Genomic DNA, 22,774 nt, shown 5'->3' with positions numbered 1-22,774 from the left:
CTTGCCTTTCCCCGCCGGCTCGGCCAGTTTTGCGGTTATGATACTCCCCGCCGCAGCCGACGGAAGCGCGGCGGACCGACGCGGGAGGACCCCCTTTGGAGCAAGAGACGGTGGCCCCCGATGGGCTCGACGCGGTGATCTTCGACGCGCTGACGGCGGTAGCGCCGGAGGCCGAGCCGGAGGCGCTCGACCCCGACCAGCCGTTCCGCGACCAGATCGAGATCGATTCGGTCGATTTCCTGAACTTCGTTCTGAACCTGGAAAAGCGCCTGAAGATCAGCGTACCCGACCTGGAATACCCACAGCTCTCCACGCTGTCGGGCTGCCGCGCCTATCTGGCGCGGGTGACGGCGTAAACTCCTGCCCCCTTGGGCGCCTGCTGGAAAGGTGCTAGGAAGGGCGCGATTTCCCAGTCCAGGAGTGCGCCATGCCCGCGGTCAAGATCGCCCCGTCCATCCTTTCCGCCGATTTCGCGAAGCTCGGGGAAGAGGTGCGCGCGGTGGATGCGGCGGGGGCCGACTACATCCACATCGACGTGATGGACGGCCACTTCGTGCCGAACATCACCATCGGCCCGGCGGTGGTGAAGGCGCTGCGTCCGCACACCGCCAAGCCCTTCGACGTGCACCTGATGATCAGCCCGGTCGACCTCTACATCCCCGAGTTCGCCAAGGCCGGCGCCGACATCATCACCGTCCACCCCGAGGCCGGGCCGCACCTGCACCGCACCGTCCAGCTCATCAAGAGCCTGGGCAAGAAGGCCGGCGTGTCGCTCAACCCCGGCACGCCGCTGGAGGCCGTGGACTACATCCTGGAGGACATCGACCTCGTCCTGGTGATGACGGTCAACCCCGGCTTCGGCGGGCAGAGCTTCATCATGAGCCAGCTGCCGAAGATCCGCGAGTTGCGCCGCCGCATCGACGCGCTGGGCAAGCCCATCGACCTTCAGGTGGACGGCGGCATCAACCCGGAGACGGCGCGCATCGCCATCGAAGCCGGCGCCGACGTGCTGGTCGCCGGCACCGCCACCTTCACCGGCGGGCCGGAGAAGTACGCCGCGAACATCCGCATGGTCCGCGGCTGAGCGAGCTTGCCCCCTCCCGAGGGTGGGGGCAATTACGGCTTACTGCTTCGCCGTCGGCACACCGCTGCCGGCGAGGCTCTGCGCCATCTGCAAGTGCTGGCGCAGGGTCGGCAGCGTCTGCGTCGCAAAGCTGCGGATGTCCGCCATATCCGGCGAAGACGCTTGGCTGGCCTGCTCGAACAGCGCCACTGCCTCGCGGTGCGCCGTCACCTGACCCTGGATGTACTGGCGGTCGAAGGCCGGACCGGACAGGTTGCGCAGCGTGTTCGCCATTTCCTGATGACGTGGCTCCATGGCGCCCGCGGGGGGAACGCCGTGCTTGCCGGCTAGCATCAGCAGTTGCTTGCTGGTCTGCGTGTGGTCGGTGACCATCTGCTGGCCGAAGGAGCGCACCGCCTGACTGCTGGCCTTGTCGGCGGCGAGGCGCCCGGTCTCGATCTCCAGCATGTCGCTCGACGCCGCCTGCTCGATGAAGTCGCGCGCCGTGGTGACCCCGCGCACGCCCTCGCCACCCTGCGTCACCACCCGGCCGCCGGTGGCCGAGCTGGTGTCGGGAACGCCCTTGGCGGGGCCGCTGGACTGCGCCAAGACCGGGACGGCCGGGATCGTCAGCGCGACGACGGCAACGGCGAGAGCCTTTGCGTACATGCGAATTCTCCTGAAACGCGTGGATGGCCCGGAGAACCGCCCCTGCCGGGGATTGGTTCCCGCAAGCGCGCCCACCAGCCCCCTGGCCAGCACCACAGAACCAAACCCGCGTTCGCCCGTTATTCCCTAGGGCGTGCAGACGGCCCCGCTTCACAGGGAGAGTCGTATGGAGATCCTTTGGACCATTATCATCGGGTTCCTGGCCGGCATCGTCGCCAAGTTCCTGATGCCCGGCCGCGATCCGGGAGGCTTCATCATCACCACGCTGCTCGGCATCGCCGGCGCTTTCGTCGCCACCTATCTGGGTCAGGCCGTGGGCTGGTACCGGGCGGGTGACGGCGCGGGTTTCATCGGCGCCATCGTCGGCGCCATCATCATCCTGGCCATCTACCGCATGGTCGTCGGCCGCAGCACCACGGTGTAGGGCCAAGGCGGCAAAAAAACGAGGGCGGCCGCGAAAGGCCGCCCTTGTTGCGTTTCGGTGGCTCGTTTGGGCTTATGCCAAGGCGACGGGCGTCGGCATGAACACGGCGCGCGAGATCGCGGCCTTCACCGCATCCGCCGTGAACGGCTTGCGAACCACCTGCCCCAAATGGCGGGCGTCCCGCTCCAGCAATTCGTCATCGAAGGCGGTGACGAAAATCGTGCGCAACGCCTTCTGCGCGCGCAACGCCCGCGCCACCTCGATGCCGTTGTCGCCGTCGGCCAGCCGCACGTCGAGCAGCGCCAGCGTCGGCCGCTCGGCCTCGGCCAGTTCCAGTGCCTCGCGCTCGGTGGCGGCGGTGCCGCACACCACGTGGCCCATGTCGGTGACCAGCGAGCCGATCTCCAGCGCCAGGATCGGGTTGTCCTCGACCACCAATACGCGCTGGGTGAGCGCGCTGCGCACGCCGTTGCGCGCCTGCATCAGCAATTGCACCGCCTCGGCCGGGTTGATGTGCAGCACCTGCGCCACGTCCGGCAACGACAGGTCCTCCAAGGCCACCAGCAGATAAACGCGCCGCTCCACCTCCGGCAACAGGCTCAGCGCCCGCTCGATGGGGTGTGGCGACGGGGCCGGCTGGCCGCTGCCGTCCTCGTCGAACAGCAGGTTCAACAGCGCGTACAGCGGCACGCGCGACTCCTCCGCAAGGCCGAAACGGGTCGGCGCCATCATCGCCACTTCGACGCAACGGGTAACCAGATCGTCGCCGCGGTCGGTGGCCCCCGTCAGCGCGCGTGCGTAGCGCCGCAAGTAGGGGAGATGGTCTTGCAGTTGGCGTGCATAGACTCGCATGGCCGGATGTCTCGTGCCGGAGCCGGCGCCCTTGCGGCGCCCCGATAACAAATCTTTAACCTTGCATTAACCTAGCACGGCGCCGGGGCTCTACGAACCGAAAAAAAGCTCAAGGCCGCTATCCCGTTGGCAGAGGTCTCCGAAGGCATGTTCAGCGTGCCTGCTCGCGCAACTGCCGCGACCGCCACTCCCACGGCTTTTCCACATGTCCGGCCCACAGGCCCAGTTTCTTGCTCTGCGCATAGGCTTCGCTCGACTGATAGGCCGAGGTCAGGCCGCGGAACGGAAAGGCCCAGCCACGCGACACCATGGCGCCCCCCAGATCGACGCCGCGCACCCGGCATTCGCCGTATTTCTGGCGCTTGCGGTCCTCGTCGGCGACGGTGCATTCCACCTCTTCGTCCTTGATCAGGCTGGCCAGCACGTCGGTGGCGACGCGGAAGCAGTCCAATTCATGTCCGTAGCGGTTCTTGCACTTTTGGCCAGGGTCGGGGGCGTCGATGCCCATCAGCCGCACCGCCACGCCGTTGACGGTCAGCAGATCGCCCTCCACCGCCCGCCCCTTCCCTTTGACCAGCGTGTTGGGAACGGCGGAGAACTTGCCTTCCTTGCTCCCGGTGCCGCCCTTGGACGCGGTGGCGCCCCAAGCCGGCCAGACCATCGGCCCGCCCGTCAGCAGGACGGCCAGTGCGATCATGGGAATCTCAGAACAGCGTGGGCAGAGCATCGAAGGGGACTATGCAGGATTCGTCGTCGTTGCGCACGCTGTTGACGCGGGTGCTGACCGGGTAGGCCTCCAGATCGCCGTCCGGCGCCGGACGCAGCAGATCCTGCACCATCGGCAGCGGTGCGGCGGGATCGAGCCAGAGGCCCCAATCCTCGGGCTCCACCACCACCGGCATGCGGTCGTGCATGGGACGCAGCACGGCGTTGGCCGTGGTGGTGACGACGGTGGCGCTCTGCATGGGCTGCGGCAGCGGCGGCTGCCCCTTCGGCCCCGCCCAGCTCTCCCACAGGCCGGCGAGCGCCAGCGGAGTGCGGTCGCGGCGGCGGATGGCGTAGGGCTGCTTGCGCTTGCCGCCCTCCAGCGTCTTCCACTCGTAAAAGCCGTCGATGGGAATGAGGCAGCGGTGCCGGCGGAACGCGGTGCGGAAAGCCGGCTTGTCGGCCAGCGTTTCGGCCCGCGCGTTGATCATCCGGCTGCCGATGGACGGATCGTCGGCCCAGTGCGGCACGAGGCCCCAGCGCAGCAGCGCCAGATGACGCTCGTCCTCCTCCACCCGCACGGCGGCGATGTCCTGCGTCGGCGCGATGTTCCAGCGCGGGGCGAGGTTCGGCGCCTCCGGGAAGTGAAAGAGCTTCTGGAGTTCGGCGACGGGGGTGGTGAGAAGCATTCGGCCGCACATGCCCCACGATGTTGGGACGGGGTTTGCGTTTGCCAAGCCGTGGCCTATCTTCGGGGGTGCCCAAACCCGCGCAGCGAGGCTACCCCCATGCAGAAGTTCGGCATCGGCCAGGCGGTTCCCCGGACCGAGGACGCCCGCCTCCTCACCGGGGGCGGACGCTACACCGACGATGTGTCCCTGCCCGGCCAGACCTGCGCCGCCTTCGTCCGCTCGCCGTACGCGCACGCGGCGATCCGCGGCATCGACACGCAGGAGGCGCGCGGCCTGCCCGGCGTGCTGGGGATCTTCACGGTGGAGGATCTGGACGCCGACGGCATCGGCCCGATCCCCTGCCAGTTCGCGCTGAAGAGCCGCGACGGCTCGCCCTACAAGGCGCCGCCGCGCCCGGCGCTGGCCCGCGGCCGGGTGCGCCATGTCGGCGACCCGGTGGCCGTGGTGGTGGCCGAGACGGCAGAGGCCGCCCGCGACGCCGCCGAACTGGTCATGGTGGACTACGACGAGCTGCCCGCGGTCACCGACACCGCCGGCGCGCTGGAGCCCGGTCAACCGCTGGTGTGGGACGAGGCGCCGGGCAATCTGTGCTTCGACTGGGAAACCGGCGACGAGCCCGCCACAGACGTCGCCTTCGCCAAGGCCGACCGCGTGGTGTCGCTGGATGTGATCAACAACCGCGTGGTCGCCAGCCCCATGGAGGGCCGCGCCTGCCTGGGCGCCGTGGAGGACGGCACCGGGCGGCTGGTGCTGTACGTCTCCAGCCAGGGCGTGCACGGGCTGCGCACGCAGCTCAAGGGCATCTTCCACGTGCCGGAGGACCAGTTCCGCGTCGTCACCGGCGACGTCGGCGGCGGCTTCGGCATGAAGCTCTTCATGTACCCGGAATACGTCGTCTGCCTGTACGCCGCGCGCAAGCTGAACCGCCCGGTCAAGTGGATTTCGGAGCGCGTCGAGGCGTTCCTCAGCGACGACCACGGCCGCGACAACGTCACCAGCGCGAAGCTGGCGCTGGACAAGGACGGGCACTTCCTCGGGCTGAAGGTGGACACAGTCGCCAACTTGGGCGCGTATCTGTCCAACTACGGGCCGTTCATCTCGACCGAGGGCGGCACGGCGATGCTGGTGGGCTCCTACCGGACGCCGGCCCTGCACGTACGGGTGCGCGGCTCCTTCACCAACACCCAGCCGGTGGACGCCTACCGCGGCGCCGGCCGGCCCGAGGCGGCGTATGTGCTGGAGCGCATCATCGACCACGCCGCCCGCAGCCTGAACCTCTCCCCCGCCGAGATCCGGCGGCGCAACTTCATCCCGCCCGACGCAATGCCCTACGCCACGCCGCTCGGCCAGACCTACGACAGCGGCGACTTCCGGCAGAATCTCGAGGACGCGCTGGGCATGGCCGACATGGCCGGCCTGGACGCCCGCAAGGCCGAGGCGAAACGGCGCGGCAAACGGCGCGGCGTGGGCCTCAGCACCTACATCGAGGCGTGCTCGGGCGGCGGGCCGGAGCAGGCGACGGTGGACATCCTCAAGGACGGCCGCGCCATTTTGATGATCGGCACCCAGACCAACGGCCAGGGCCACGAGACCGCCTACAAGCAGATCCTCTCCGACCGCCTGGGGCTGGCGCCCGAGGACATCGAGGTGGTGCAGGGCGACACCGACCGGGTGAGCTGGGGCAGCGGCACCGGCGGTTCGCGCTCGGTACCGGTGGGCGGTGCGGCGCTGTCCGAAAGCGCCAGGCGGGTGGTCGAAAAGGCCAGCGAACTGGCCGCCGAGATGCTGGAAGCGGCGGCGGTGGACGTGGAGTTCAAGGAGGGCGCCTTCACCATCGTCGGCACCGACCGCTCGGTATCGCTGAAGCAGGTGGCCGAGAAAGCGGCCGGGGTGGGCACCGTGGCGTTCTCGGAGATGGCGCGCTGGAGCCCGCCCGCCAGCACCTTCCCCAACGGCTGCCACATCTGCGAGGTGGAGGTCGATCCCGACACCGGCGGGGTTGAGGTGGTGCGCTACACCGTCGTGGACGATTTCGGCACGGTGGTGAACCCGGCGCTGGTCAAGGGCCAGATCCACGGCGGCGTGGCGCAGGGACTGGGACAGGCGCTGCACGAGCGCGTGGTGTACGACCCCGGCAACGGCCAGATGCTCAGCGCGTCCTTCACCGACTACGCCTTGCCGCGCGCCGAAGATTTGCCGTTCGTCGAGGTGAAGCTGAACTGCGTGCCCAGCACCACCAACGCCCTGGGCATGAAGGGGGCCGGCGAGGCCGGCGCCATCGGCGCGCCGCCCGCGGCGATCAACGCCCTGGTGGACGCGCTGTCGGAGTACGGCATCAAGCATGTGGATATGCCGGCGACGCCGGAATACCTCTGGCGCATCATCCAGGAACGCCGGAGCGCGCGAGCGGCGGAGTAGGCCTTTTTCACCCTCCCCCGCCTCCGGCGGGGGAGGGAGGGAGCCGCGGAACGCGGGAGGGTGGGGGCAGCGGTCTCGCCGAGAATCCACGGCCCACCGAACCTTGTCTTCCAAAAAGGCCGTTGCCCCCACCCTAACCCTCCCTCAGCGGGGCTGGGGGAGGGAATTAAAGCGCCCGGCGTGTCATGTACGTCATCCCACCGCCGTACGACGCCAGCTCCACCGGCTGCCCGGCGGTCGCCGCAAACCCCCGCCGCTCCCAATATCCCCGCGCCTCCGGCGTCGAAGTCAGCGCCAGCCACCCCACCCCGTCCCGCACCGCCAGATCGCTCGCGCACCCCACCGCCGCCACGCCCAGCCCGCTCCCCCGCGCCCCCGGCAGCAGCGCCACATCGTGCAGGTACAGGCAGTCCGCCGATTCCGGCAATTCCCCCAGCAGCGAGTCGAGGGCCGGCGGGCTTCCGAGCCGTCCGGGATGCATCACCGCATAGCCCACCACCACCCCGGCGACCTCCGCCATGCGGCAGCCGGCCGGATAAAGTTTCAGCCGCTCGGCGAAGACCGCGGGCGCTTCGGGATAGCCGGGATGCACCGCCGAGGCCACGGCCAGCACCGTGTCGAGGTCGGCTGGCGCCATCGGCCGCCACGCTGGCGTCATGGCCATCTCCTTTCGCGACGCACCAAGTGCTTCCTGGCACACCCTCGGCGCGTTATGGTTTTATGACGAGTGAATTCGGAGGACATCATGACCGACCCCGCGCTGGCGAAGTTGCTGCCGACGGTCCGCACCATCGCCCACGAGGCCGGCCAGGTAATCCTGCGCTTCTACAACGGCCGCTTCGACATCGCCACCAAGGCGGACGGCAGCCCGGTCACGCAGGCCGACCAGGCCGCCGAGGCGGTGATCCTGCCGGCGCTCCACCACCTCACCCCCGGTGTGCCGGTGGTGGCGGAGGAGGAGGTGTCCGCCGGCCGCATTCCAGACGTATCGGGCGGTCGTTTCTGGCTGGTCGACCCGCTGGACGGCACCAAGGAATTCATCAACCGCAACGGTGAGTTCACCGTCAACATCGCGCTGATCGACCAGGGCGTGCCGGTGCTGGGCGTGGTGTACGCGCCGGCCACCGGCGACCTCTACGCGGGGGCCGGGGCCGGCACCGCCGTGCACTGGATCGAGGGGCGGCACGACTACCCCATCGCCGTCCGTCAGCCGCCGGCCGATGGCCTGACCGTGGTCGCCAGCCGTTCGCACGGCGATCCCGGCGAGACCGACACTTTCCTGGCCGGCTACACGGTGAAGGAGCGCATCTCCTGCGGCTCGTCGCTGAAGTTCTGCGCGGTGGCGGCGGCCAAGGCCGACCTCTACCCGCGCTTCGGCACGACCATGGAATGGGACACCGCCGCCGGCCACGCCGTGCTGCTGGCGGCCGGCGGCCGGGTGTGCGCGGGCACCGGAGCGGACGCGCTGGCCTACGGCAAGCCGGACTTCCGCAACCCGCACTTCGTCGCCTACGGCGGCTGACGTGACGACCCTGTGCGAGGCTGCGCTGGCGGTGCTGACCACCGCCGCGCCGCTGGACAAGGTGCGCCTGACCCGCGACCACGCCGCCGCGTGGCGCGAGGGCCGGATCACGCAAGTCGGCCAGGCTGCCCCGCCCGACCGTCCGGCCCGCCCGGACCGGCCGGAACTGCGCCTGCCGCGCGACATGCCCAAGCGCGGCAAAGGCGGCAGCGCGCAGAACCGCTTGGCGCTGCTGCACGCGCTGGCGCACATCGAGCTGAACGCCATCGACCTCGCCTGGGACCTGCTGGCGCGCTTCACCGCCACGCCGATGCCCAAGGGCTTCTACGACGACTGGGTGCAGGTCGCCGACGACGAGGCCCGCCACTTCGCCATGATCGAGACGCGGCTGAACGCGCTGGGCTCCGGCTACGGCGCCCTGCCCGCTCACGACGGTTTGTGGCAGGCGGCGCAGAGCACGGCCCACGACCTCGCGACACGGCTGGCGCTGGTGCCCATGGTACTGGAGGCCCGCGGCCTGGACGTTACCCCCGACACCGTCCGCCGCCTGCGCGCGGTCGGCGACACCGAGAGTGCGGATATCCTGCACGTGATCTTCGAGGAGGAGATCACCCACGTCGCCTCCGGCCGCCGCTGGTTCGGCCACCTGTGCGCCGAGCGCGGGGTGGACCCGGTGGAGACATGGCAAGACTTGGTGCGCCGGCACTTCAAGGGCTCGCTGAAGCCGCCCTTCAACGTGGAGGGCCGGCAACGCGCCGACTTCGGCCCGGAGTTCTACGCGCCGCTGGCGGAGGGGTAAGGCGCGGTCAGTGGACGGCGGCGTCCACCGCTTCGAGCGCGGCGATCCGTTCGACGAGAACACTTTCCCATTTGGCATCCAGCGCTCTGCGACCGTCAGCGCCCGTAGGATATGCAACGCACGCACCGCCCATCTTTTTTGGGGAAGCTGGCGCACAACTCCGCGTCCAGACTGCGGCGGATTTGGTGGAGCGGGTTGGGAAAGAGGCTATTGCGGCATGGCGGGTTACCGCTTCGTAAGAAGTGGTGGGCGCTGGCAGAATGGCCAAAGCGCATAGCTCCGTTGACGTTGGGCTGGGTTGTTTTGCCACGCGATTAACCAAATTATGTAGGTGCGATCAGATCAAGAACGCGGTATAGGTTGAGCCGCTTTTAAATGTGTGAACACGCGTTGTGTGGCAGGGGCTATTCGGCCTGAATGAAGTCAGACGCTAAGCGGCCGACGGAAGGACGGGAGAGGGATATGCCCAATCATAGCTCAAAGGCAATCGCCAATTACTTTCTGGATCGAGCCAGATCCGAAGGCCGCTTCCTTACGACCATGAATGTTCTTAAGCTTGTGTATATAGCACACGGCTGGACACTGGCTTTGACGGACCTGCCCCTTATCCAAGAAAGGGTTGAGGCTTGGCGCCACGGCCCAGTCATAAGAGAGCTGTGGGACGAATTTAAGGTATATGGAAGCGGCCCCATCCGTGCCTTTGCGGATGGCGGGCAAGGCTTCAGTAAGCTCTTCCTGCAGAGGGACTGGGAGAACGAAAGCTCTGCTACAAAAGAATCGCTCACGCCAAGCGAGAGCAATATTTTGGATGCAGTCTGGAATAGCTACAAGAACTTCAATGCGTTCCAGTTGTCAGCCATGACCCATGTACCCGGCACGCCGTGGTCCAACGTCTATATTGAAGGGTTGAATTCTGCGATAGAAAACGACGATATCAAGAACCATTACCGCGAATTGCATCGCGCTAGATCTGGCGGAGCTGGGACGCAGTGACGGGCGCGGACGGCGATAGCACGGAAAGGCCGACGGTAATAGCGCCGACTGCCACAGAATTCCCCGCGGATCAGCAAAAGCCCACTCCACGTCTACGCCGAACCTCGACCAAAGCCAAACAAGCCCCCGCGAAGAAACTACAAAACATCAATAGCGTCCAGACTATCATTAATGACGCTGCACAAGCAGAAATCCTAAGAGAGATCGTTACACCGGAAGGCCGACAGGCCGTCATCGAAGCCAACGAGATGCTTGACGACGCGCGCAAGCAGGAGCTTCAAATTGCCATGCTTGGAATTTTGAAAAACATACATGAAGACGCGCAATCAACACGCACAATGCGAGAACAACATTCGAAGCAAGCATTCATTTATTTATGGGTTGTTACAAGTCTTGTGTTTTTAATTTTGATTTGGCACTCGGTGGCGGGGTCATATGCTCACTTACCATCGCAGGTTTTGGTTGTACTTGCGGGAGGGACGTTTGCCAGCGCAGTTGGACTGGTAGGCTTTGCTATACGCGGCCTTTTTCTCCCAGGGAAAGACAATCTCACTATGAAGATTGTCGATAACATTTGGGAGCGGCCAAAAAAGTAAGCTTGAGGCGCGACACGGTGCGCGCGAAATCGAAACCGGACAGCTACCTAAAAACTTCCTGTGGCCGACGTCGTTCGTCTAAAAGCGAGGCTTCCGCGCTACCCTGCACCGGAATGTGTCCGCACACCTCTTCGCGCCGGATTACAGCGGGAAATGAACATCACAGCAACCCACAAGCGCACCTATTGCGCCAGAAACCACCGTCGCTCAGCAACTCCCTCGCAGCCCTGTTGCCAAACGCCGCGCCGTTTGCTAGGATTTACGCCCTAAACACCAAACATGCGCCCGCGCGGGACCGGGCGAATGGAACACCCAGCGCAAAGTGTTTCACAGCGTTCCAAACTGTTCCATTCGGCAGCCGGAAACGCCGCTCAACCCGCCTGACGCCCCAGTTCCGCCATCAGCGCCGGAATCTCCGCCAGCAGCTCGCGCGCCAGAAACCCCAGCGGCCCACGCGAACGGGCGAGGCGGTTGCCGGCCTCGCCGTGCAGGTGCACGCCCCAGATCGTCGCCCGCACCGGGTCGGCGCCGCGCGCCGCCAGACCCGCCACCACGCCGGCCAGCGTGTCGCCGGAACCGGACGTCGCCAAGCCGACGTTGCCGTCCTCGTAGCTCCACGCCTCCCCGGCCGGCGAGACGATGCAGGTGCACGCCCCCTTCAGCGCCACCACGGCCTGGAACCCCGCCGCCAGCGGACGCGCCGTGCCCAGTGCATCGCTCTCCACCGCGTCCCGCTCGATGCCGCACAGGGACGCCATCTCGCCAGCGTGCGGCGTGAGGATCGTGCGGCCGGCGCGGCGGCTCAGCGCGTCCCGCACCTCGCCCAGGCCGGTCAGCGCCCCGGCGTCGATCACCAGAACGGGTGCCTCCAGCCGCTCCACCAGCGCCGCGGTCAGCGCCGCCGTCGCCTCGCGGTCCATCATACCGGGGCCAAGCAGCACAGCGTCGCAACGCTCGGCGGCCTCAGCCAGCTGTTCCGCCGCCTCGGGCGCGATGCCGCCGGCCGGCGTCTCGGGCAGGCCGAGCACGAGCGCTTCGGGCACCGCGAGGCCGAGGTGCGGGGCGACGCTGCGGCACGTGGCGATCTGCAACTTGCCGGCCCCCGCCCGCAACGCCGCGGTGCCGGCCAGCAGCGCCGCACCGGGCACCTCGACGCTGCCGGCGATGACCAGGACTCGCCCGCGCGTCTCCTTGTCGCCATCACCGCCGGGATCGGGCAGCGGCATGCCGCGCAGCAGATCGGGCGTGATCCGGGTCGGGGCGCTCATCGCGCGGCCACGTTGGCGTCGGGGGCGTCGGTCACCGGTGCGCCGGCCCGTTCCAGGGGCGCCACGAAGTTGTAGCGGCGCAGCTCCATCCGCCCCGTGCTGGAGGCGGCGGAATCGAAGGCGTACTCGGTGACGGCGCAGTTCGCCACGTCGCCCTCGCGGTCGATGGCAAGGATCTGCCCCTCGTCCAGGTTCTCCAGCAGGTAGCGCATGCACAGCACCACCACCTGATGGCTGACGATCAGCACGCGGCGCCCGCCGTAATGCAGACTGATGGTGTCCATGGCGCTGCGCAGGCGCAGGATGACGTCGCACCAGCTCTCGCCGGCCGGCGGGCGGTGGTAGAACTTGCCGAGGATGCGGCGGAACTCCGCCTGATCGGGGTGATGCCGCTCGATGCCGAGGCGGGTCAGGCGGTCGAGGACGCCGAACTCCTTCTCGCGCAGCCGCTCGTCCACCACGAAGTCGGCGACCTCCACCCGCAGCCCGCCGCCGGCCTGGACGATCTCCGCCGTGCGCCGGGCGCGAACGTAGGGCGAGGTGAGCACCACGTCCGGCCGCTCGTCCGGCGGCAGCGCCGCGAACCAGCGGCCCAGCGCCTGCGACTGCTCCTCGCCATCGGAGCTCAGCGGCACGTCCACGTCGCGGTGTTCGATGTCGATGTGAGTGAGGCCGGCGGCATGCGCGGCGTCGCGCGCCACGTTGCCGGCGCTCTCGCCGTGCCGGACCACCCATAGCCGCTGGGGCCAGCGTTGAAGCATGATGATCACCGCCCTGCCGTTGCCTGCCCCCGATTAACGGCAAAAGGCGGAGGAAGTTCTGCATACGCGGCACGCAGAGCGGATCGCCGGACACACTCGGCCCGAAATCATCGCCCCGAGGACGCGGACCTACCAAAATGCGAACCGTGCACCAGCATCAAACTCATTGGATGTTGCGCCACCCCGGTTGCCCTGCTCTTCTTCGCGTAAGGTACATTCCACACGCGGGAGTTCAGCATGACACAGCCGGTTTGTCAGGAAGCCATCGATCTGGTCAAATATTTCGAGGGGCAGCGTCTGACCGCCTACAAATGCCCGGCCGGGGTGCCGACCATCGGCTACGGCCACACCGAAGGCGTGTCGATGGGCGAGACGATCACCGCCGCCCAAGCCGTGCAATTCCTGACGGACGATCTGACGGACGCGGCGGCATCGGTGGACAAGCTGGTCAAGGTCAGCATCAACCCGCAACAGCGCGGCGCGCTGGCGTCGTTCGTCTTCAATCTGGGGAGCGGCAGCCTCGCCAGTTCCACACTGCTGCGGCTCCTGAACGCCGGCAATTTCGACGGTGCCGCCGGGGAGTTCGGCAAGTGGGTCAACGCCACGGTCGGTGGTGTCAAGACGGCGCTGCCCGGCCTCGTCGCCCGCCGCGCCGCCGAAGCCTCGCTGTTCCAGACCGGCGCCTGGAGCCCGCAGCAGACCGGGGCGGTCGCGGCCCCCGAGGGCAGCGAAGACGACCGGGTCCGCGCCATCCAGAAGGTGGTCGGCACCACCCCGGACGGCAGCTACGGCCCCGCCACGCGCGCCGCGGTCAAGGCGTGGCAGGCCGCCCACAATCTGGTCGCCGATGGCGTCGTCGGCCCGAAGACCGCAGCGGCCATGGGCATCGCCTGACGATGAGGGGACGGCGGCTCAGCGTTTCGAGCCGCCGTACACCTTCGGCTGGGCGAAATGCAGGTGGTCGACCAGTTCCTTGGTAACGCAGCCGTCCACCGGCAGGCCGGCCTTCTTCTGGTAGGCGCGGATGGCCGACTGCGTGCGGGCGCCGAATTTGCCGTCAGCGGTGCCGGCATTGAAGCCGTGCTCCGCCAGTTGCTGCTGCGCGTCCGCGACGTAGGCCGTGTACATCTGCGGCGGCATGCCACGCGCGCCACACTTGGACGCCGCCAGGGCCGGCGTGGCGGTGGCGGCGAGCAGCAGCGCGGACGCGATCAGGGTGCGGGGCATGGTGGGGCCTCTGTCGGGGAGCGGAAGGCGGAGTCCTTTGGGGAGAGCGTTGCCCCCACCCTCCCCCGGCCGGAGCCAAGGGAGGGTAAAGAGACCACCTTACGCCGCTTCCTCGTCGCCCTGGCCCTTGATGCGGGAGGCAAGGGCCGCTTCCAGGAATTGATCGAGGTCGCCGTCGAGCACCGCCTGGCTCTGCGACGTCTCCACGTTCGTGCGCAAATCCTTCACCATTTGGTAGGGGTGCAGGACGTAGGAGCGGATCTGGTGACCCCAGCCGATGTCGGACTTGGTGGCCTCCAGCGCCGCCGCGGCGTCCTCGCGGATCTTCAGCTCGCGCTCGTACAGGCGGGCGCGCAGCATGTCCCACGCCTTGGCGCGGTTCTTGTGCTGAGAACGCTCCTGCTGGCAGCTCACCGCGATGTTGGTGGGCAAGTGGGTGATGCGGACCGCCGAGTCGGTCTTGTTGATGTGCTGGCCACCGGCGCCCGACGCGCGGAAGGTGTCGATGCGGCAGTCCTTCTCGTTGATCTCGATCTGGATCTTGTCGTCGATCACCGGGCTCACGGACACGGCGGCGAAGCTGGTCTGGCGGCGCGCCTGGCTGTCGAACGGGCTGATGCGCACCAGACGGTGCACACCGGCCTCGGTCTTGAGCCAGCCATAGGCGTTGTGGCCCTTGATCTGCACGGTGGCGGACTTGATGCCGGCCTCTTCGCCAGCGCTCTCTTCCAGCCACTCGGTCTTGTAGCCGTGCTGCTCGGCCCAGCGCGTGTACATGCGCATGAGCATGAGAGCCCAGTCCTGCGCCTCGGTACCGCCGGCACCGGCGTTCACCTCGACGTAGCAGTCGTTGGCGTCGGCCTCGCCCGACAGCAGGCTTTCCAGCTGCAGCTTGCCGGCACGGTCACGCAGGCCATACAGCGACTTCTCGGCGTCGGCGACGACGGTTTCGTCACCTTCCGCCTCGCCCATCTCGATCAGGTCCAGGCTGTCGCTGAGGTCGCGCTCCAGCGCCCGGTAGCCGGACACCGAGGTCTCCAGCTGGGTGCGCTCGCGCATGATCGTCTGAGCCTTGTCCGGGTTGTCCCAGAGCTTGGGGTCCTCGGCCAGGGCGTTCAGTTCGTCGAGACGCCGCAGTGCATTGTCCCAGTCAAAGATGCCTCCTCAGCAGCGCCAGCGATTCTCTGATCTCGCCAGCGGCCGCTTCGATCTCGGCCCGCATAGCGGTACCTCCTCGTCAGCCTGGGGTTGGAACGGAATATTTCGGCCGTTTATGTAGCGCCTCGCGCCTGCCATTGCACCCCCAAAACGAACGGCACAGCCACCCGCCCGGCCTGCTGTGGATTACCGCTACACCCGATGAGGCTTTTGTCGGAGGGGCCTGCTGCCTTATGCTGCCCGCGAAGACACGAAAGCGAGGCGCGCCCAACGCGTCCAGCGGAGCCGCGATGGCTTGGGTTACCGGAGTCTATCTCGCCTATCTGTTCCTGCCGATCCTGCTGCTGATCGTCGGTTCCTTCGGCGAGACATGGCTGAACACCATGTTGCCGGTGGGTTTCAGCGGACGGTGGTACGAAGCGGTGTACGAGGACGGCAGCTTTCAGCGCGCCTTCTGGGTCAGCCTGCGGGTGTGCGCCGCGACCTGCGTGGTGGACGCGCTGATCGGGCTGCCGCTGGCCTACGCCATCTATGGAGCGGCGTCGCGCGGGGTGCGTGCGGCGGCGCGCATCCTCTATCTGCTGCCCATCGCCGTGCCGCCCATCGTGCTGGCGTTCGGCTTCGTGCTGGTGTTCTCCAGCGACACCCTGCCCTTTCTCGGCAGCACCTCCGTGCTGATCGGCGGGCACATCGTGCTCACTCTGCCCTACCTGTTGCAGACGCTGGTCGGCGACATGCGACACCTGCGTCTGGCCGAGTTGGAAACCGCCGCCGAGTCACTGGGGGCCGGGCCGCTGCGCACGCTGGTCGAGATCGTACTGCCCGGCGTGCGGCAAAGCCTGGGCACCGGCCTCATCATGGTCGCGGCGCTGTCCATCGGCGAGTTCCAGCTTGCCAATCTGGTGGCCGGATTCCTGACCCGCCCCTACCCCGTAGTGTTGCTGCAAGCCTTCTACGGCGCCACCGGCTTCGCCTGCGCGGCGACGGTGATCCTGCTGGCGCTGGCCCTCGTCGCCTCGACCGGCGGTTCGCTCAGCGCCCGCAGCGCCGCCGGGAGGACCGCGCAATGAGCCGTGCCCCCCAGGAAAAGAAACAGGTCATCGAACTTCGCGGCGTCGGCTACGCCTACCCCGGCAGCGCGGGGCCGGCGGTGAGCGGCATCGACCTCACCGTGGCGTCGGGCGAACTGGTCGCGGTGATCGGCCCGAGCGGCTGCGGCAAGTCCACCCTGCTGCGGCTGATCGCCGGCTTTCTGGAGCCGCAGACCGGCCAGGTGCTGCTCGACGGGCAGGACGTCACCGGCCTGCCGGCGCGCGAGCGCAACCTGGGCGTCGTGTTCCAGACCTACGCGCTGTTCCCGCACATGACCGCGTGGGAGAACGTCGCCTACCCGCTCAGGGTGCGCGGCACCGCCACAGCCCTGCGGCGAGAGCGCGCGCACGCGATGCTGGAGCGCGTCGGCCTGAGCGCTTTCGCCGGCCGCCGGCCGGGCAACCTGTCGGGCGGCCAGCAGCAACGCGTGGCCCTGGCCCGCGCACTGGTGTTCAGCCCGCGCGCCCTGCTGCTGGACGAACCGCTGTCGGCGCTCGATGCGTCGCTGCGCGTCGGCATGCGCGACGAGATCCGCCACCTCCAGCGCGACCAGGGCATCGCCACACTGCACGTCACCCATGACCAGGAGGAGGCGCTGTCCATCGCCGACCGCGTGGTGGTCATGCGCGCCGGCCGCGTCGAGCAGGTCGCCCCGCCGCGCGAGCTGTACGACCGCCCGCTGTCGCGCGAGGTCGCCGCCTTCGTCGGCCACGCCAACCTGCTGGACGGCACGGTGTCCGGCCCGGACAGCGTCGATACGGCGCTCGGCCGCCTCGCCACGGCACCGCACGGCCTGCCGGCGGGCATCCCCGTCACCGTGCTGATCCGGCCGGAGAGGGTCCGTCTGGGATCGCCGGCCGATGGCGTGAACGGCTTCACCGGCACCATCGTGCAGGATCGTTTTCTCGGCTCCATCCGCCGCTTCGACCTCGCGGTCGCGGGCGGCGTGCTGATCGCGGAGACCTCGGAGGCCGGCGACGTCCGCGCCGTCCACGTCCCCGCGGACAGCGTGCACATCATTCAGGACAATCGCCCATCGAAAGAAGGAGGAAGGCCATGAGATTCCTGCGAACCGCGGCGACCGCGCTGGGCGCGCTGTGCTGCCTGGCCGGCGCGGCCCTGGCGCAGACGCCCGCTGATTCGGCCGAACTCTATCCCGGCGAGAAGGATCTCTACGAGGCCGCGTCCAAGGAGGGCATGGTCGTCTCCTTCGACACCGGGCCGACCTGGGCCAACTGGGCGGCGCAGTTCGCCGCCTTCAAAAAGCGCTATCCGAACGTCGAGATCACCTACAACGACCTCGGCTCGGCCGCCACGGTGGTGGCGCTGGACAAGGCACGTAACCGGCCGCAGGCCGACACTGCGTACTATTTCGCCGCCTCGGCGGTGGATGCCATGGGCAAGGACCTCGTGGCGCCGTTCAAGCCGGTGAACTTCGACAAGCTGCCCGACGTGTTCCGCGACCCCGAGGGCAAGTGGTTCACCGTGCACTCGCTGACCATCGCCTTCCTGGTCAACACCAAGCTGGTGAAGAACGTCCCGCAATCCTGGGCCGACCTGCTGAAGCCCGAATACAAGAACGCGATCGCCTACCTCGACCCTCGCTCGACCGGCGTGGGACAGGTGCTGACCTTCGCCGCCAACTTCGCGGCCGGCGGCGACATGACCAACGTGCAGCCGGGCATCGACTATCTGGGCAAGCTGCACAAGGCCGGCAACGTGCTGCGCGTCGTCGGCACCACGCCCTACGCGCAGTTCGTCAAGGGCGAGATCCCGATCTGGATCAGCTATGAGAACGACGGGCTGAAGGCCAAGCACACCGATGGCCTCGGCGACGCGGTGAGCGTGGTCATCCCCAAGGAGGCTTCCGTTGCCGCCCCCTACGGCATCAGTCTGGTCAAGAACGCACCCGACCCGAACGCCGGCAAGCTGTGGCTGAACTTCATCATGACCGACACCGGCCAGGGGATCTTCGCGCAGGGCTTCGTCCGCCCGTCGGTGCCCGGCGTCAAGCTGCCGGACAGCGTCGCCGACAAGCTGCCGCCAGCCCCGCAGGTGCGCCCGCTCGACGTCCGCGCCGCAGCGGCCAAGAAGGCGGAGATCGACGCCGGTTGGGCCAAGGCAGCCATCGGCCAATAGAAGCATGCGGTCCCGCCGCCTCCTGCTGACGCTCGCATCGCCCGGCGTGGCGGTGCTGCTGATGTTCTTCGTGCTGCCCATGGGCTCGGTCGGATACGACGCGCTGGCCGACCCCGGCTCGTTCCGGCGGGTGTTCGGCAGCCCGGCGTTCCTGCAAAGCCTCGCCGGCAGTGCGGTGCTGACGCTGGTGGCGGCGACCACGTCGCTGGTGGTGGGCTTCTGCGTGGCGCTGCACCTGTCGCGGCTTGGGCCGCGGCTGCGGGCGCTGCTGTCGTTCTTCATCGCCTTGCCGCTGACCTTTTCCGGACTGATCGTGGCGTACGGCTTCATCCTCGCCTACGGCCGGGCCGGGCTGGTCACCCAACTGCTCAGCCTGCTCGGAGTGGATGCGGCGTGGTTCTCCGGCATCCTCTACAGCCCGCAGGGGCTGGCCTTCGCCACCTCCTACTACCTGATCCCGCGGGTGGTGATGCTGATGCTGCCGGTGCTGGTCAACTTCGACCGCACACAACTCACCGCCGCCGAGTCGCTGGGCGCCACGCCGCGCGAGGCGCTGGTCCACATCCTGTTTCCGCAGGTCCGCACGACGGCGCTGACCGCCTTCTGTCTGGTGGCGGCGGTGGTGTTCGGCGCCTATGGCACGGCGCTGGCCCTGGTGGGGACGCGGCTGACCATCCTGCCGCTGCAACTCTACAGCATGGTGTCGGAGACCGGCTCCGACTTCCCGGCAGCGGCGGCGCTGGCGCTGGTGCTCACCGGGATCTGCTCGACCATCATGGCCATCGGCGAGGTTGCCGCCGCCTATAGCGAGGACCGGGACGCCCATGCCTGACCGCTCTGCGGATAAGGATCCGAATGCAAAACCTGGGAAAGGCTCACACCTCCCGACGCGCCTATATCTCTGATGGACCACCGGATATTCGGGGATTGACGGATCACGCTCCGATTGTGCAAAAAGACACCCGTACATATATTTTAGGACGTCGGCCTTGAATCTGTTTCAGCGGCTGATTCTTCTGGTACTTCTGGCCGTGCTGCCAGCCGTCGCGTTTGGCGCGTATACGGTCGTGGAACTGCGCCGCACACAGCTCGCCGAACTCGACGTGGAAGCCCAGCGCCTGCGCGATCTGCTAGGGGCCGAGCAGACGCGCATCGTCGACGGCGTGCGTCAGCTGATCGACACCATGGCGGTGGCCGACGCCATCCGCAACGGCGACATGGGATCGTGCCAGCAGCTGCTCGACCGCATGCCGCTGCCCTTCCGCATGGGCACGCTGGCCATCACCGACCGGCAGGGCGTCATCCGCTGCGTCAGCGACACGCGCGCCATGGACACGCGGATCGACCAGTCCACCCATGTCCGCCTCGCCCTCCAGACCGGTGCCTTCACCGTCGGCGACTTCACGGAGGCCAAGTCCATCGGACGGCTGGTGTGGCCCTTCGCCGTTCCCTACAGCGACCGGCTGGGAATGGTCGGCGGCGTGGTAACCTTCACCATCGACCTCGACTGGCTGGGCGACGCGCTCACCGTCAAGCGGCTGCCAGCCAACAGCAGCATCATCCTCGCTGACCGCCGGGGCACCGTCCTCGCCAGCGTTCCCGATGGCGACCGGTGGCGGGGCAAGCCGCTGAGCCCTGCGCTGCTGCCCCTGCTGGCCCAGGCCGAGCCGGGACTGATCGAGGCGCCTGGGCTGGACGGGCGGCCGCGCATCTTCGCCTATTCGCCCCTCGCCGATGGGCTGCGCGACACCTTCCTCGCCGTTGGCCTGGACAAGGAGGCGCGGCTGGCGCCGATCAACCGGGCGACGCGCTGGGGCGTGGCGCTGCTCGTCGCCGGGCTTCTGGCGGCGGCGGCGGCGGCGTGGTTCGGCGGCCGGCGCTTCATCGTGCGCCCTCTGGAGGCCTTGGGCGCCGCCGCGGCGCGCTGGCGCGACGGCGACCTCGCGGTGCGAGTCGACATGGGGGCCGGCACGCCGGAAACCCGGCGCCTCGGCCACACCTTCAACGAGATGGCCGCCGGGCTGGAGGAGCGCGAGCGCCTGCGCGCCGCCCGGCTGGCCGCCGAGGAGGCGCTGCGCGCCAGCGAGGCGCGCTACCGCGGGCTGGTCGAGTCGCAGTCCGACATGGTGCTGCGCCTGACCGACGACGGCATCATCGTCTTCGCCAACGACACCACGGCGCGCCTGCTGGGCAAGGCGCCGGAGGACCTGCCGGGCAGCCCGTGGGCGGCCTTCATCCACCCCGACAGCGTCGACGCGACCGACGAGGCCATTGGCCGCATCATGATGCCGCCCCACCCGCGCACCGCGGTCGAGAACCGCATGCTCACCATCGACGGGCCGCGCTGGTTCGCCTGGGAGGGCTATGCGGTCTTCGACAGCGACGGGCACTTCAGCGAAGTGCAGGCCGTGGGCCGCGACATCGACCGCCGCCGGGCAACGGAGCAGGCGCTGGCCGCCGCCAAGGAGGCGGCGGAAGGCGCCAACCAGGCGAAATCGCGCTTCCTCGCCGCCGCCAGCCACGACCTGCGCCAGCCCGTGCAATCGCTGCTGCTGTTCATGGGCGTGCTGAAAGACCGGCTGACGCAGGAGCCCACCGCCGCCGCGGCGCTGAGCGCCATGGAACAGTCGCTGGACGCGCTGCGCCTGCTGCTCGACAGCCTGCTCGACATCTCCCGGCTGGACGCCGGCCTGATCGAGCCGCAGCCCGTCGACATGCCGGTCACCCAGTTGCTCGACCGCTTCGCCGCCGAGTACGGGCCGCGCGCGGCGGCCCTCGGCCTGCGCTTCCGCGTCGTGCGCTCCACGCTGGCGGTGCACAGCGACCCGGCTTTGCTGGAACGCATCCTGCGCAACCTGATCGAGAACGCGTTGCGCTACACCCGCAGCGGCGGCGTCCTGATCGGCTGCCGCCGCTGCGGCGGCCGGGTGCGGATCATGGTGGCCGACACCGGCATCGGCATCGCCGGCGAGCGCGTCGACGACATCTTCGAGGAGTTCTACCAGCTCGGCAACCCGGAGCGCGACCGCAGCAAGGGCCTGGGCCTGGGCCTCGCGGTGGTCCGGCGGCTGAGCCGGCTGCTCGGCCACGGCGTCGAGGTCCACTCGCGCGTGGGCCGCGGCTCGGTCTTCAGCCTAGACGTGCCGCTGGTGCGGCGCCCGCCGCGGTTCGACCCGCCCGCCGCCCCCGCCGCCAGCGGCGAGCGGCACGGGCTGGTGCTGGTGATCGACGACGAGGTGCTGGTGCGCCTGGGGTTGCAGACGATGCTGGAATCCTGGGGGCACACGGTCCTCGTCGCCGGCTCGGTCGGCGAGGCGTTGCAGCGGGTCGAGGAATGCCGACGGGCGCCGGACGCCATCCTGGCCGACTACCGGCTGCGCGACGGCGAGACCGGGATTCAGGCGATCCGCATGATCGAGGAACGGTTCGGGGCGTGCCCGCCGGCCGCGATGATCACCGGCGACACCGCCCCGGAGCGTCTGGCCGAGGCGCGCGCGAGCGGCATCCAGATGCTGCACAAGCCGGTGGTCGCGGTGGAGCTGCGCAAAGCCATCGCGTCCATGCTGGCATCGCCGCACCGGCAGAACGGCGAGGCGCTGACGGGGGGATGAGCCTCTCCGCGGGTGCTCTGATGCTCTGTCAGCGATGACGTGACGGGTGCGAGACGTCGCCCAACATCGTCGGATGAAACGCTATGAAACACTATGAAACGCGATTCGATGGAGCGTTGCATCCGTTCGGCGTCGGATGAGACGAAGTGAGACGCGTTTTTTGGCGAACGTCTCATCCGTTCGGCGTCATGCGGACACACCTCGCCAACGAGGAATCATATCCTACGACACATGACCGGCAAGGGCAAGCGTGCCGGTTGAACCAACGCGCAAACAGGTGATGTCACGCGATCACCGCCACCTACTTCCCGGCGACGGGCGTGGCCGTTGTCGGGACGCCGGGGGCGCGGTCGGCGAGGCGGGTGATCTTCGGCACGCCGTCCACCAGCTCGAACGCCGCGTCGTACCTGGCGTCGGCGCGCACGGTCGGGCAGCCGGTCTTGACCACCTCGACCGACACCGTCACCAGCATCTGGCCGCCGCGCTTCGGATCGACGCCGCCGCGCTGCACGGCCGAGGGCAGGACGCGGATGAAGGCGCCCTGCGCGCGCGCCTGCGCCAAGCCGTCCGGCGTCCGCAGGCTGGCGGCCGTCGCACAGCCGGCCGGTTGGCTCAGGCGCGGGAAGGCGTCGGTGCGCTCCACCTGCGCAAAGCCGAACAGCGCGAACGCGCAGACCGCCAGAACCACGCCGATCCCGTTCCGCTCACCCACGCCGTCCTGCCGCGGGGCTTCGTCCATGGTGTGCACGCTGGCTACTCCCTTGCAAAATCCGCCACGGGCCATT

At 68.4% G+C, this 22,774-nt stretch carries 24 protein-coding genes; 14 read left to right on the top strand and 10 right to left on the bottom strand.

From position 1 onward, the window contains the following. Window positions 1-95 precede the first annotated feature (95 nt). Window positions 96-356 carry an acyl carrier protein gene (locus tag ACSVDD_RS24240; protein WP_448191983.1) on the top strand — a complete coding sequence of 87 codons (261 nt, stop codon included), beginning with the start codon at window positions 96-98 and terminating at the stop codon, window positions 354-356. Window positions 357-427: 71 nt separating this feature from the next. Continuing rightward, on the top strand, window positions 428-1,084 hold the full coding sequence (gene rpe, locus ACSVDD_RS24235) for a ribulose-phosphate 3-epimerase (RefSeq protein WP_448191982.1): 657 nt from the start codon (window positions 428-430) through the stop codon (window positions 1,082-1,084). A 39-nt stretch (window positions 1,085-1,123) separates the two neighbouring features. Here the strand turns inward: rpe and ACSVDD_RS24230 are convergent, their stop codons facing one another. Next, entirely contained in the window at window positions 1,124-1,732 is a 609-nt protein-coding gene (locus ACSVDD_RS24230; protein ID WP_448191981.1) for a DUF4142 domain-containing protein, read from the bottom strand. A 166-nt stretch (window positions 1,733-1,898) separates the two neighbouring features. Here ACSVDD_RS24230 and ACSVDD_RS24225 point away from each other — a divergent pair, with 166 nt between their 5' ends. Beyond that, a complete protein-coding gene (locus ACSVDD_RS24225; protein WP_448191980.1) occupies window positions 1,899-2,156 on the top strand; it encodes a GlsB/YeaQ/YmgE family stress response membrane protein in 258 nt (85 codons plus the stop codon). Window positions 2,157-2,228: 72 nt separating this feature from the next. On the opposite strand, the gene ACSVDD_RS24220 is transcribed toward ACSVDD_RS24225, so the two are convergent. From ACSVDD_RS24220 to ACSVDD_RS24210, 3 genes are all read right to left on the bottom strand, one after another. Beyond that, the gene (locus ACSVDD_RS24220; protein ID WP_448191979.1) at window positions 2,229-3,008 is read right to left on the bottom strand and encodes a response regulator; all 780 of its coding nucleotides are present in this window, start codon (window positions 3,006-3,008) and stop codon (window positions 2,229-2,231) included. Between the two features lie 151 nt (window positions 3,009-3,159). Further along, entirely contained in the window at window positions 3,160-3,705 is a 546-nt protein-coding gene (locus ACSVDD_RS24215) for a thermonuclease family protein (protein WP_448191978.1), read from the bottom strand. Window positions 3,706-3,712: 7 nt separating this feature from the next. Continuing rightward, on the bottom strand, window positions 3,713-4,402 hold the full coding sequence (locus tag ACSVDD_RS24210; protein WP_448191977.1) for an SOS response-associated peptidase: 690 nt from the start codon (window positions 4,400-4,402) through the stop codon (window positions 3,713-3,715). Window positions 4,403-4,501: 99 nt separating this feature from the next. Here ACSVDD_RS24210 and ACSVDD_RS24205 point away from each other — a divergent pair, with 99 nt between their 5' ends. After that, window positions 4,502-6,823, top strand: coding sequence for a xanthine dehydrogenase family protein molybdopterin-binding subunit (locus ACSVDD_RS24205; protein ID WP_448191976.1), 2,322 nt, complete (start codon window positions 4,502-4,504; stop codon window positions 6,821-6,823). Window positions 6,824-6,989: 166 nt separating this feature from the next. Here the strand turns inward: ACSVDD_RS24205 and ACSVDD_RS24200 are convergent, their stop codons facing one another. Continuing rightward, window positions 6,990-7,481, bottom strand: a complete 492-nt coding sequence (locus ACSVDD_RS24200) for a GNAT family N-acetyltransferase (protein ID WP_448191975.1) — start codon at window positions 7,479-7,481, stop codon at window positions 6,990-6,992. Between the two features lie 87 nt (window positions 7,482-7,568). On the opposite strand from ACSVDD_RS24200, the gene cysQ reads away from it, so the two are divergent. The 4 genes from cysQ (at window position 7,569) to ACSVDD_RS24180 (ending at window position 10,733) form a co-directional block, all read left to right on the top strand. Continuing rightward, window positions 7,569-8,345 (top strand): 3'(2'),5'-bisphosphate nucleotidase CysQ, encoded by a 777-nt coding sequence (gene cysQ / locus ACSVDD_RS24195; protein WP_448191974.1) that lies wholly within the window; start codon window positions 7,569-7,571, stop codon window positions 8,343-8,345. A gap of 1 nt (window position 8,346) precedes the next feature. Further along, window positions 8,347-9,144: a ferritin-like domain-containing protein gene (locus tag ACSVDD_RS24190; RefSeq protein ID WP_448191973.1), complete on the top strand. Its 798-nt coding sequence runs from the start codon at window positions 8,347-8,349 to the stop codon at window positions 9,142-9,144. Window positions 9,145-9,606: 462 nt separating this feature from the next. Then, the gene (locus ACSVDD_RS24185; protein ID WP_448191972.1) at window positions 9,607-10,137 is read left to right on the top strand and encodes a Panacea domain-containing protein; all 531 of its coding nucleotides are present in this window, start codon (window positions 9,607-9,609) and stop codon (window positions 10,135-10,137) included. Continuing rightward, window positions 10,134-10,733, top strand: coding sequence for a hypothetical protein (locus ACSVDD_RS24180; protein WP_448191971.1), 600 nt, complete (start codon window positions 10,134-10,136; stop codon window positions 10,731-10,733). Before ACSVDD_RS24185 ends, ACSVDD_RS24180 begins: the two co-directional genes overlap by 4 nt. Window positions 10,734-11,104: 371 nt before the next feature. On the opposite strand, the gene ACSVDD_RS24175 is transcribed toward ACSVDD_RS24180, so the two are convergent. Continuing rightward, entirely contained in the window at window positions 11,105-12,001 is an 897-nt protein-coding gene (locus ACSVDD_RS24175) for an NAD(P)H-hydrate dehydratase (RefSeq protein ID WP_448191970.1), read from the bottom strand. Continuing rightward, window positions 11,998-12,762: a histidine phosphatase family protein gene (locus tag ACSVDD_RS24170; RefSeq protein WP_448191969.1), complete on the bottom strand. Its 765-nt coding sequence runs from the start codon at window positions 12,760-12,762 to the stop codon at window positions 11,998-12,000. The genes ACSVDD_RS24175 and ACSVDD_RS24170 overlap by 4 nt, the downstream gene beginning before the upstream one ends. Window positions 12,763-12,999: 237 nt before the next feature. On the opposite strand from ACSVDD_RS24170, the gene ACSVDD_RS24165 reads away from it, so the two are divergent. Continuing rightward, the gene (locus ACSVDD_RS24165) at window positions 13,000-13,656 is read left to right on the top strand and encodes a glycoside hydrolase family protein (RefSeq protein ID WP_448191968.1); all 657 of its coding nucleotides are present in this window, start codon (window positions 13,000-13,002) and stop codon (window positions 13,654-13,656) included. Window positions 13,657-13,674: 18 nt separating this feature from the next. On the opposite strand, the gene ACSVDD_RS24160 is transcribed toward ACSVDD_RS24165, so the two are convergent. Next, entirely contained in the window at window positions 13,675-13,989 is a 315-nt protein-coding gene (locus tag ACSVDD_RS24160) for a peptidoglycan-binding domain-containing protein (RefSeq protein ID WP_448191967.1), read from the bottom strand. Between the two features lie 99 nt (window positions 13,990-14,088). Continuing rightward, a protein-coding gene (gene prfB / locus ACSVDD_RS24155; RefSeq protein WP_448191966.1) for a peptide chain release factor 2 occupies window positions 14,089-15,211 on the bottom strand; the annotation gives its coding sequence in 2 pieces (ribosomal slippage) (window positions 14,089-15,141 and window positions 15,143-15,211; 1,122 coding nt in all). Window positions 15,212-15,437: 226 nt separating this feature from the next. On the opposite strand from prfB, the gene ACSVDD_RS24150 reads away from it, so the two are divergent. The 5 genes from ACSVDD_RS24150 (at window position 15,438) to ACSVDD_RS24130 (ending at window position 21,989) form a co-directional block, all read left to right on the top strand. Next, window positions 15,438-16,217, top strand: coding sequence for an ABC transporter permease (locus ACSVDD_RS24150; RefSeq protein ID WP_448191965.1), 780 nt, complete (start codon window positions 15,438-15,440; stop codon window positions 16,215-16,217). Further along, the gene (locus tag ACSVDD_RS24145) at window positions 16,214-17,299 is read left to right on the top strand and encodes an ABC transporter ATP-binding protein (protein ID WP_448191964.1); all 1,086 of its coding nucleotides are present in this window, start codon (window positions 16,214-16,216) and stop codon (window positions 17,297-17,299) included. The genes ACSVDD_RS24150 and ACSVDD_RS24145 overlap by 4 nt, the downstream gene beginning before the upstream one ends. Beyond that, the gene (locus ACSVDD_RS24140) at window positions 17,296-18,378 is read left to right on the top strand and encodes an extracellular solute-binding protein (RefSeq protein WP_448191963.1); all 1,083 of its coding nucleotides are present in this window, start codon (window positions 17,296-17,298) and stop codon (window positions 18,376-18,378) included. The genes ACSVDD_RS24145 and ACSVDD_RS24140 overlap by 4 nt, the downstream gene beginning before the upstream one ends. Window positions 18,379-18,382: 4 nt before the next feature. After that, window positions 18,383-19,210, top strand: coding sequence for an ABC transporter permease (locus ACSVDD_RS24135; RefSeq protein ID WP_448191962.1), 828 nt, complete (start codon window positions 18,383-18,385; stop codon window positions 19,208-19,210). 157 nt (window positions 19,211-19,367) lie between these two features. After that, entirely contained in the window at window positions 19,368-21,989 is a 2,622-nt protein-coding gene (locus tag ACSVDD_RS24130; protein ID WP_448191961.1) for an ATP-binding protein, read from the top strand. 301 nt (window positions 21,990-22,290) lie between these two features. Here the strand turns inward: ACSVDD_RS24130 and ACSVDD_RS24125 are convergent, their stop codons facing one another. Next, window positions 22,291-22,737 carry a hypothetical protein gene (locus ACSVDD_RS24125; protein ID WP_448191960.1) on the bottom strand — a complete coding sequence of 149 codons (447 nt, stop codon included), beginning with the start codon at window positions 22,735-22,737 and terminating at the stop codon, window positions 22,291-22,293. Window positions 22,738-22,774 lie beyond the last annotated feature (37 nt).

Source organism: Azospirillum terrae, assembly GCF_053470425.1.
This window is presented reverse-complemented; position numbering and strand designations above follow the sequence as displayed.

Bases quoted from the DNA above. Each gene is read 5' to 3' on its own strand.
- ACSVDD_RS24215 (WP_448191978.1), bottom strand. From the start codon at position 3,705: ATGATCGCACTGGCCGTCCTGCTGACGGGCGGGCCGATGGTCTGGCCG.
- cysQ (WP_448191974.1), top strand. From the start codon at position 7,569: ATGACCGACCCCGCGCTGGCGAAGTTGCTGCCGACGGTCCGCACCATC.
- ACSVDD_RS24135 (WP_448191962.1), top strand. From the start codon at position 18,383: ATGCGGTCCCGCCGCCTCCTGCTGACGCTCGCATCGCCCGGCGTGGCG.
- ACSVDD_RS24220 (WP_448191979.1), bottom strand. From the start codon at position 3,008: ATGCGAGTCTATGCACGCCAACTGCAAGACCATCTCCCCTACTTGCGG.
- ACSVDD_RS24200 (WP_448191975.1), bottom strand. From the start codon at position 7,481: ATGACGCCAGCGTGGCGGCCGATGGCGCCAGCCGACCTCGACACGGTG.
- ACSVDD_RS24185 (WP_448191972.1), top strand. From the start codon at position 9,607: ATGCCCAATCATAGCTCAAAGGCAATCGCCAATTACTTTCTGGATCGA.
- ACSVDD_RS24140 (WP_448191963.1), top strand. From the start codon at position 17,296: ATGAGATTCCTGCGAACCGCGGCGACCGCGCTGGGCGCGCTGTGCTGC.
- ACSVDD_RS24170 (WP_448191969.1), bottom strand. From the start codon at position 12,762: ATGCTTCAACGCTGGCCCCAGCGGCTATGGGTGGTCCGGCACGGCGAG.
- ACSVDD_RS24230 (WP_448191981.1), bottom strand. From the start codon at position 1,732: ATGTACGCAAAGGCTCTCGCCGTTGCCGTCGTCGCGCTGACGATCCCG.
- ACSVDD_RS24150 (WP_448191965.1), top strand. From the start codon at position 15,438: ATGGCTTGGGTTACCGGAGTCTATCTCGCCTATCTGTTCCTGCCGATC.
- ACSVDD_RS24160 (WP_448191967.1), bottom strand. From the start codon at position 13,989: ATGCCCCGCACCCTGATCGCGTCCGCGCTGCTGCTCGCCGCCACCGCC.
- rpe (WP_448191982.1), top strand. From the start codon at position 428: ATGCCCGCGGTCAAGATCGCCCCGTCCATCCTTTCCGCCGATTTCGCG.
- ACSVDD_RS24225 (WP_448191980.1), top strand. From the start codon at position 1,899: ATGGAGATCCTTTGGACCATTATCATCGGGTTCCTGGCCGGCATCGTC.
- ACSVDD_RS24175 (WP_448191970.1), bottom strand. From the start codon at position 12,001: ATGAGCGCCCCGACCCGGATCACGCCCGATCTGCTGCGCGGCATGCCG.
- ACSVDD_RS24210 (WP_448191977.1), bottom strand. From the start codon at position 4,402: ATGCTTCTCACCACCCCCGTCGCCGAACTCCAGAAGCTCTTTCACTTC.
- ACSVDD_RS24205 (WP_448191976.1), top strand. From the start codon at position 4,502: ATGCAGAAGTTCGGCATCGGCCAGGCGGTTCCCCGGACCGAGGACGCC.
- ACSVDD_RS24165 (WP_448191968.1), top strand. From the start codon at position 13,000: ATGACACAGCCGGTTTGTCAGGAAGCCATCGATCTGGTCAAATATTTC.
- ACSVDD_RS24145 (WP_448191964.1), top strand. From the start codon at position 16,214: ATGAGCCGTGCCCCCCAGGAAAAGAAACAGGTCATCGAACTTCGCGGC.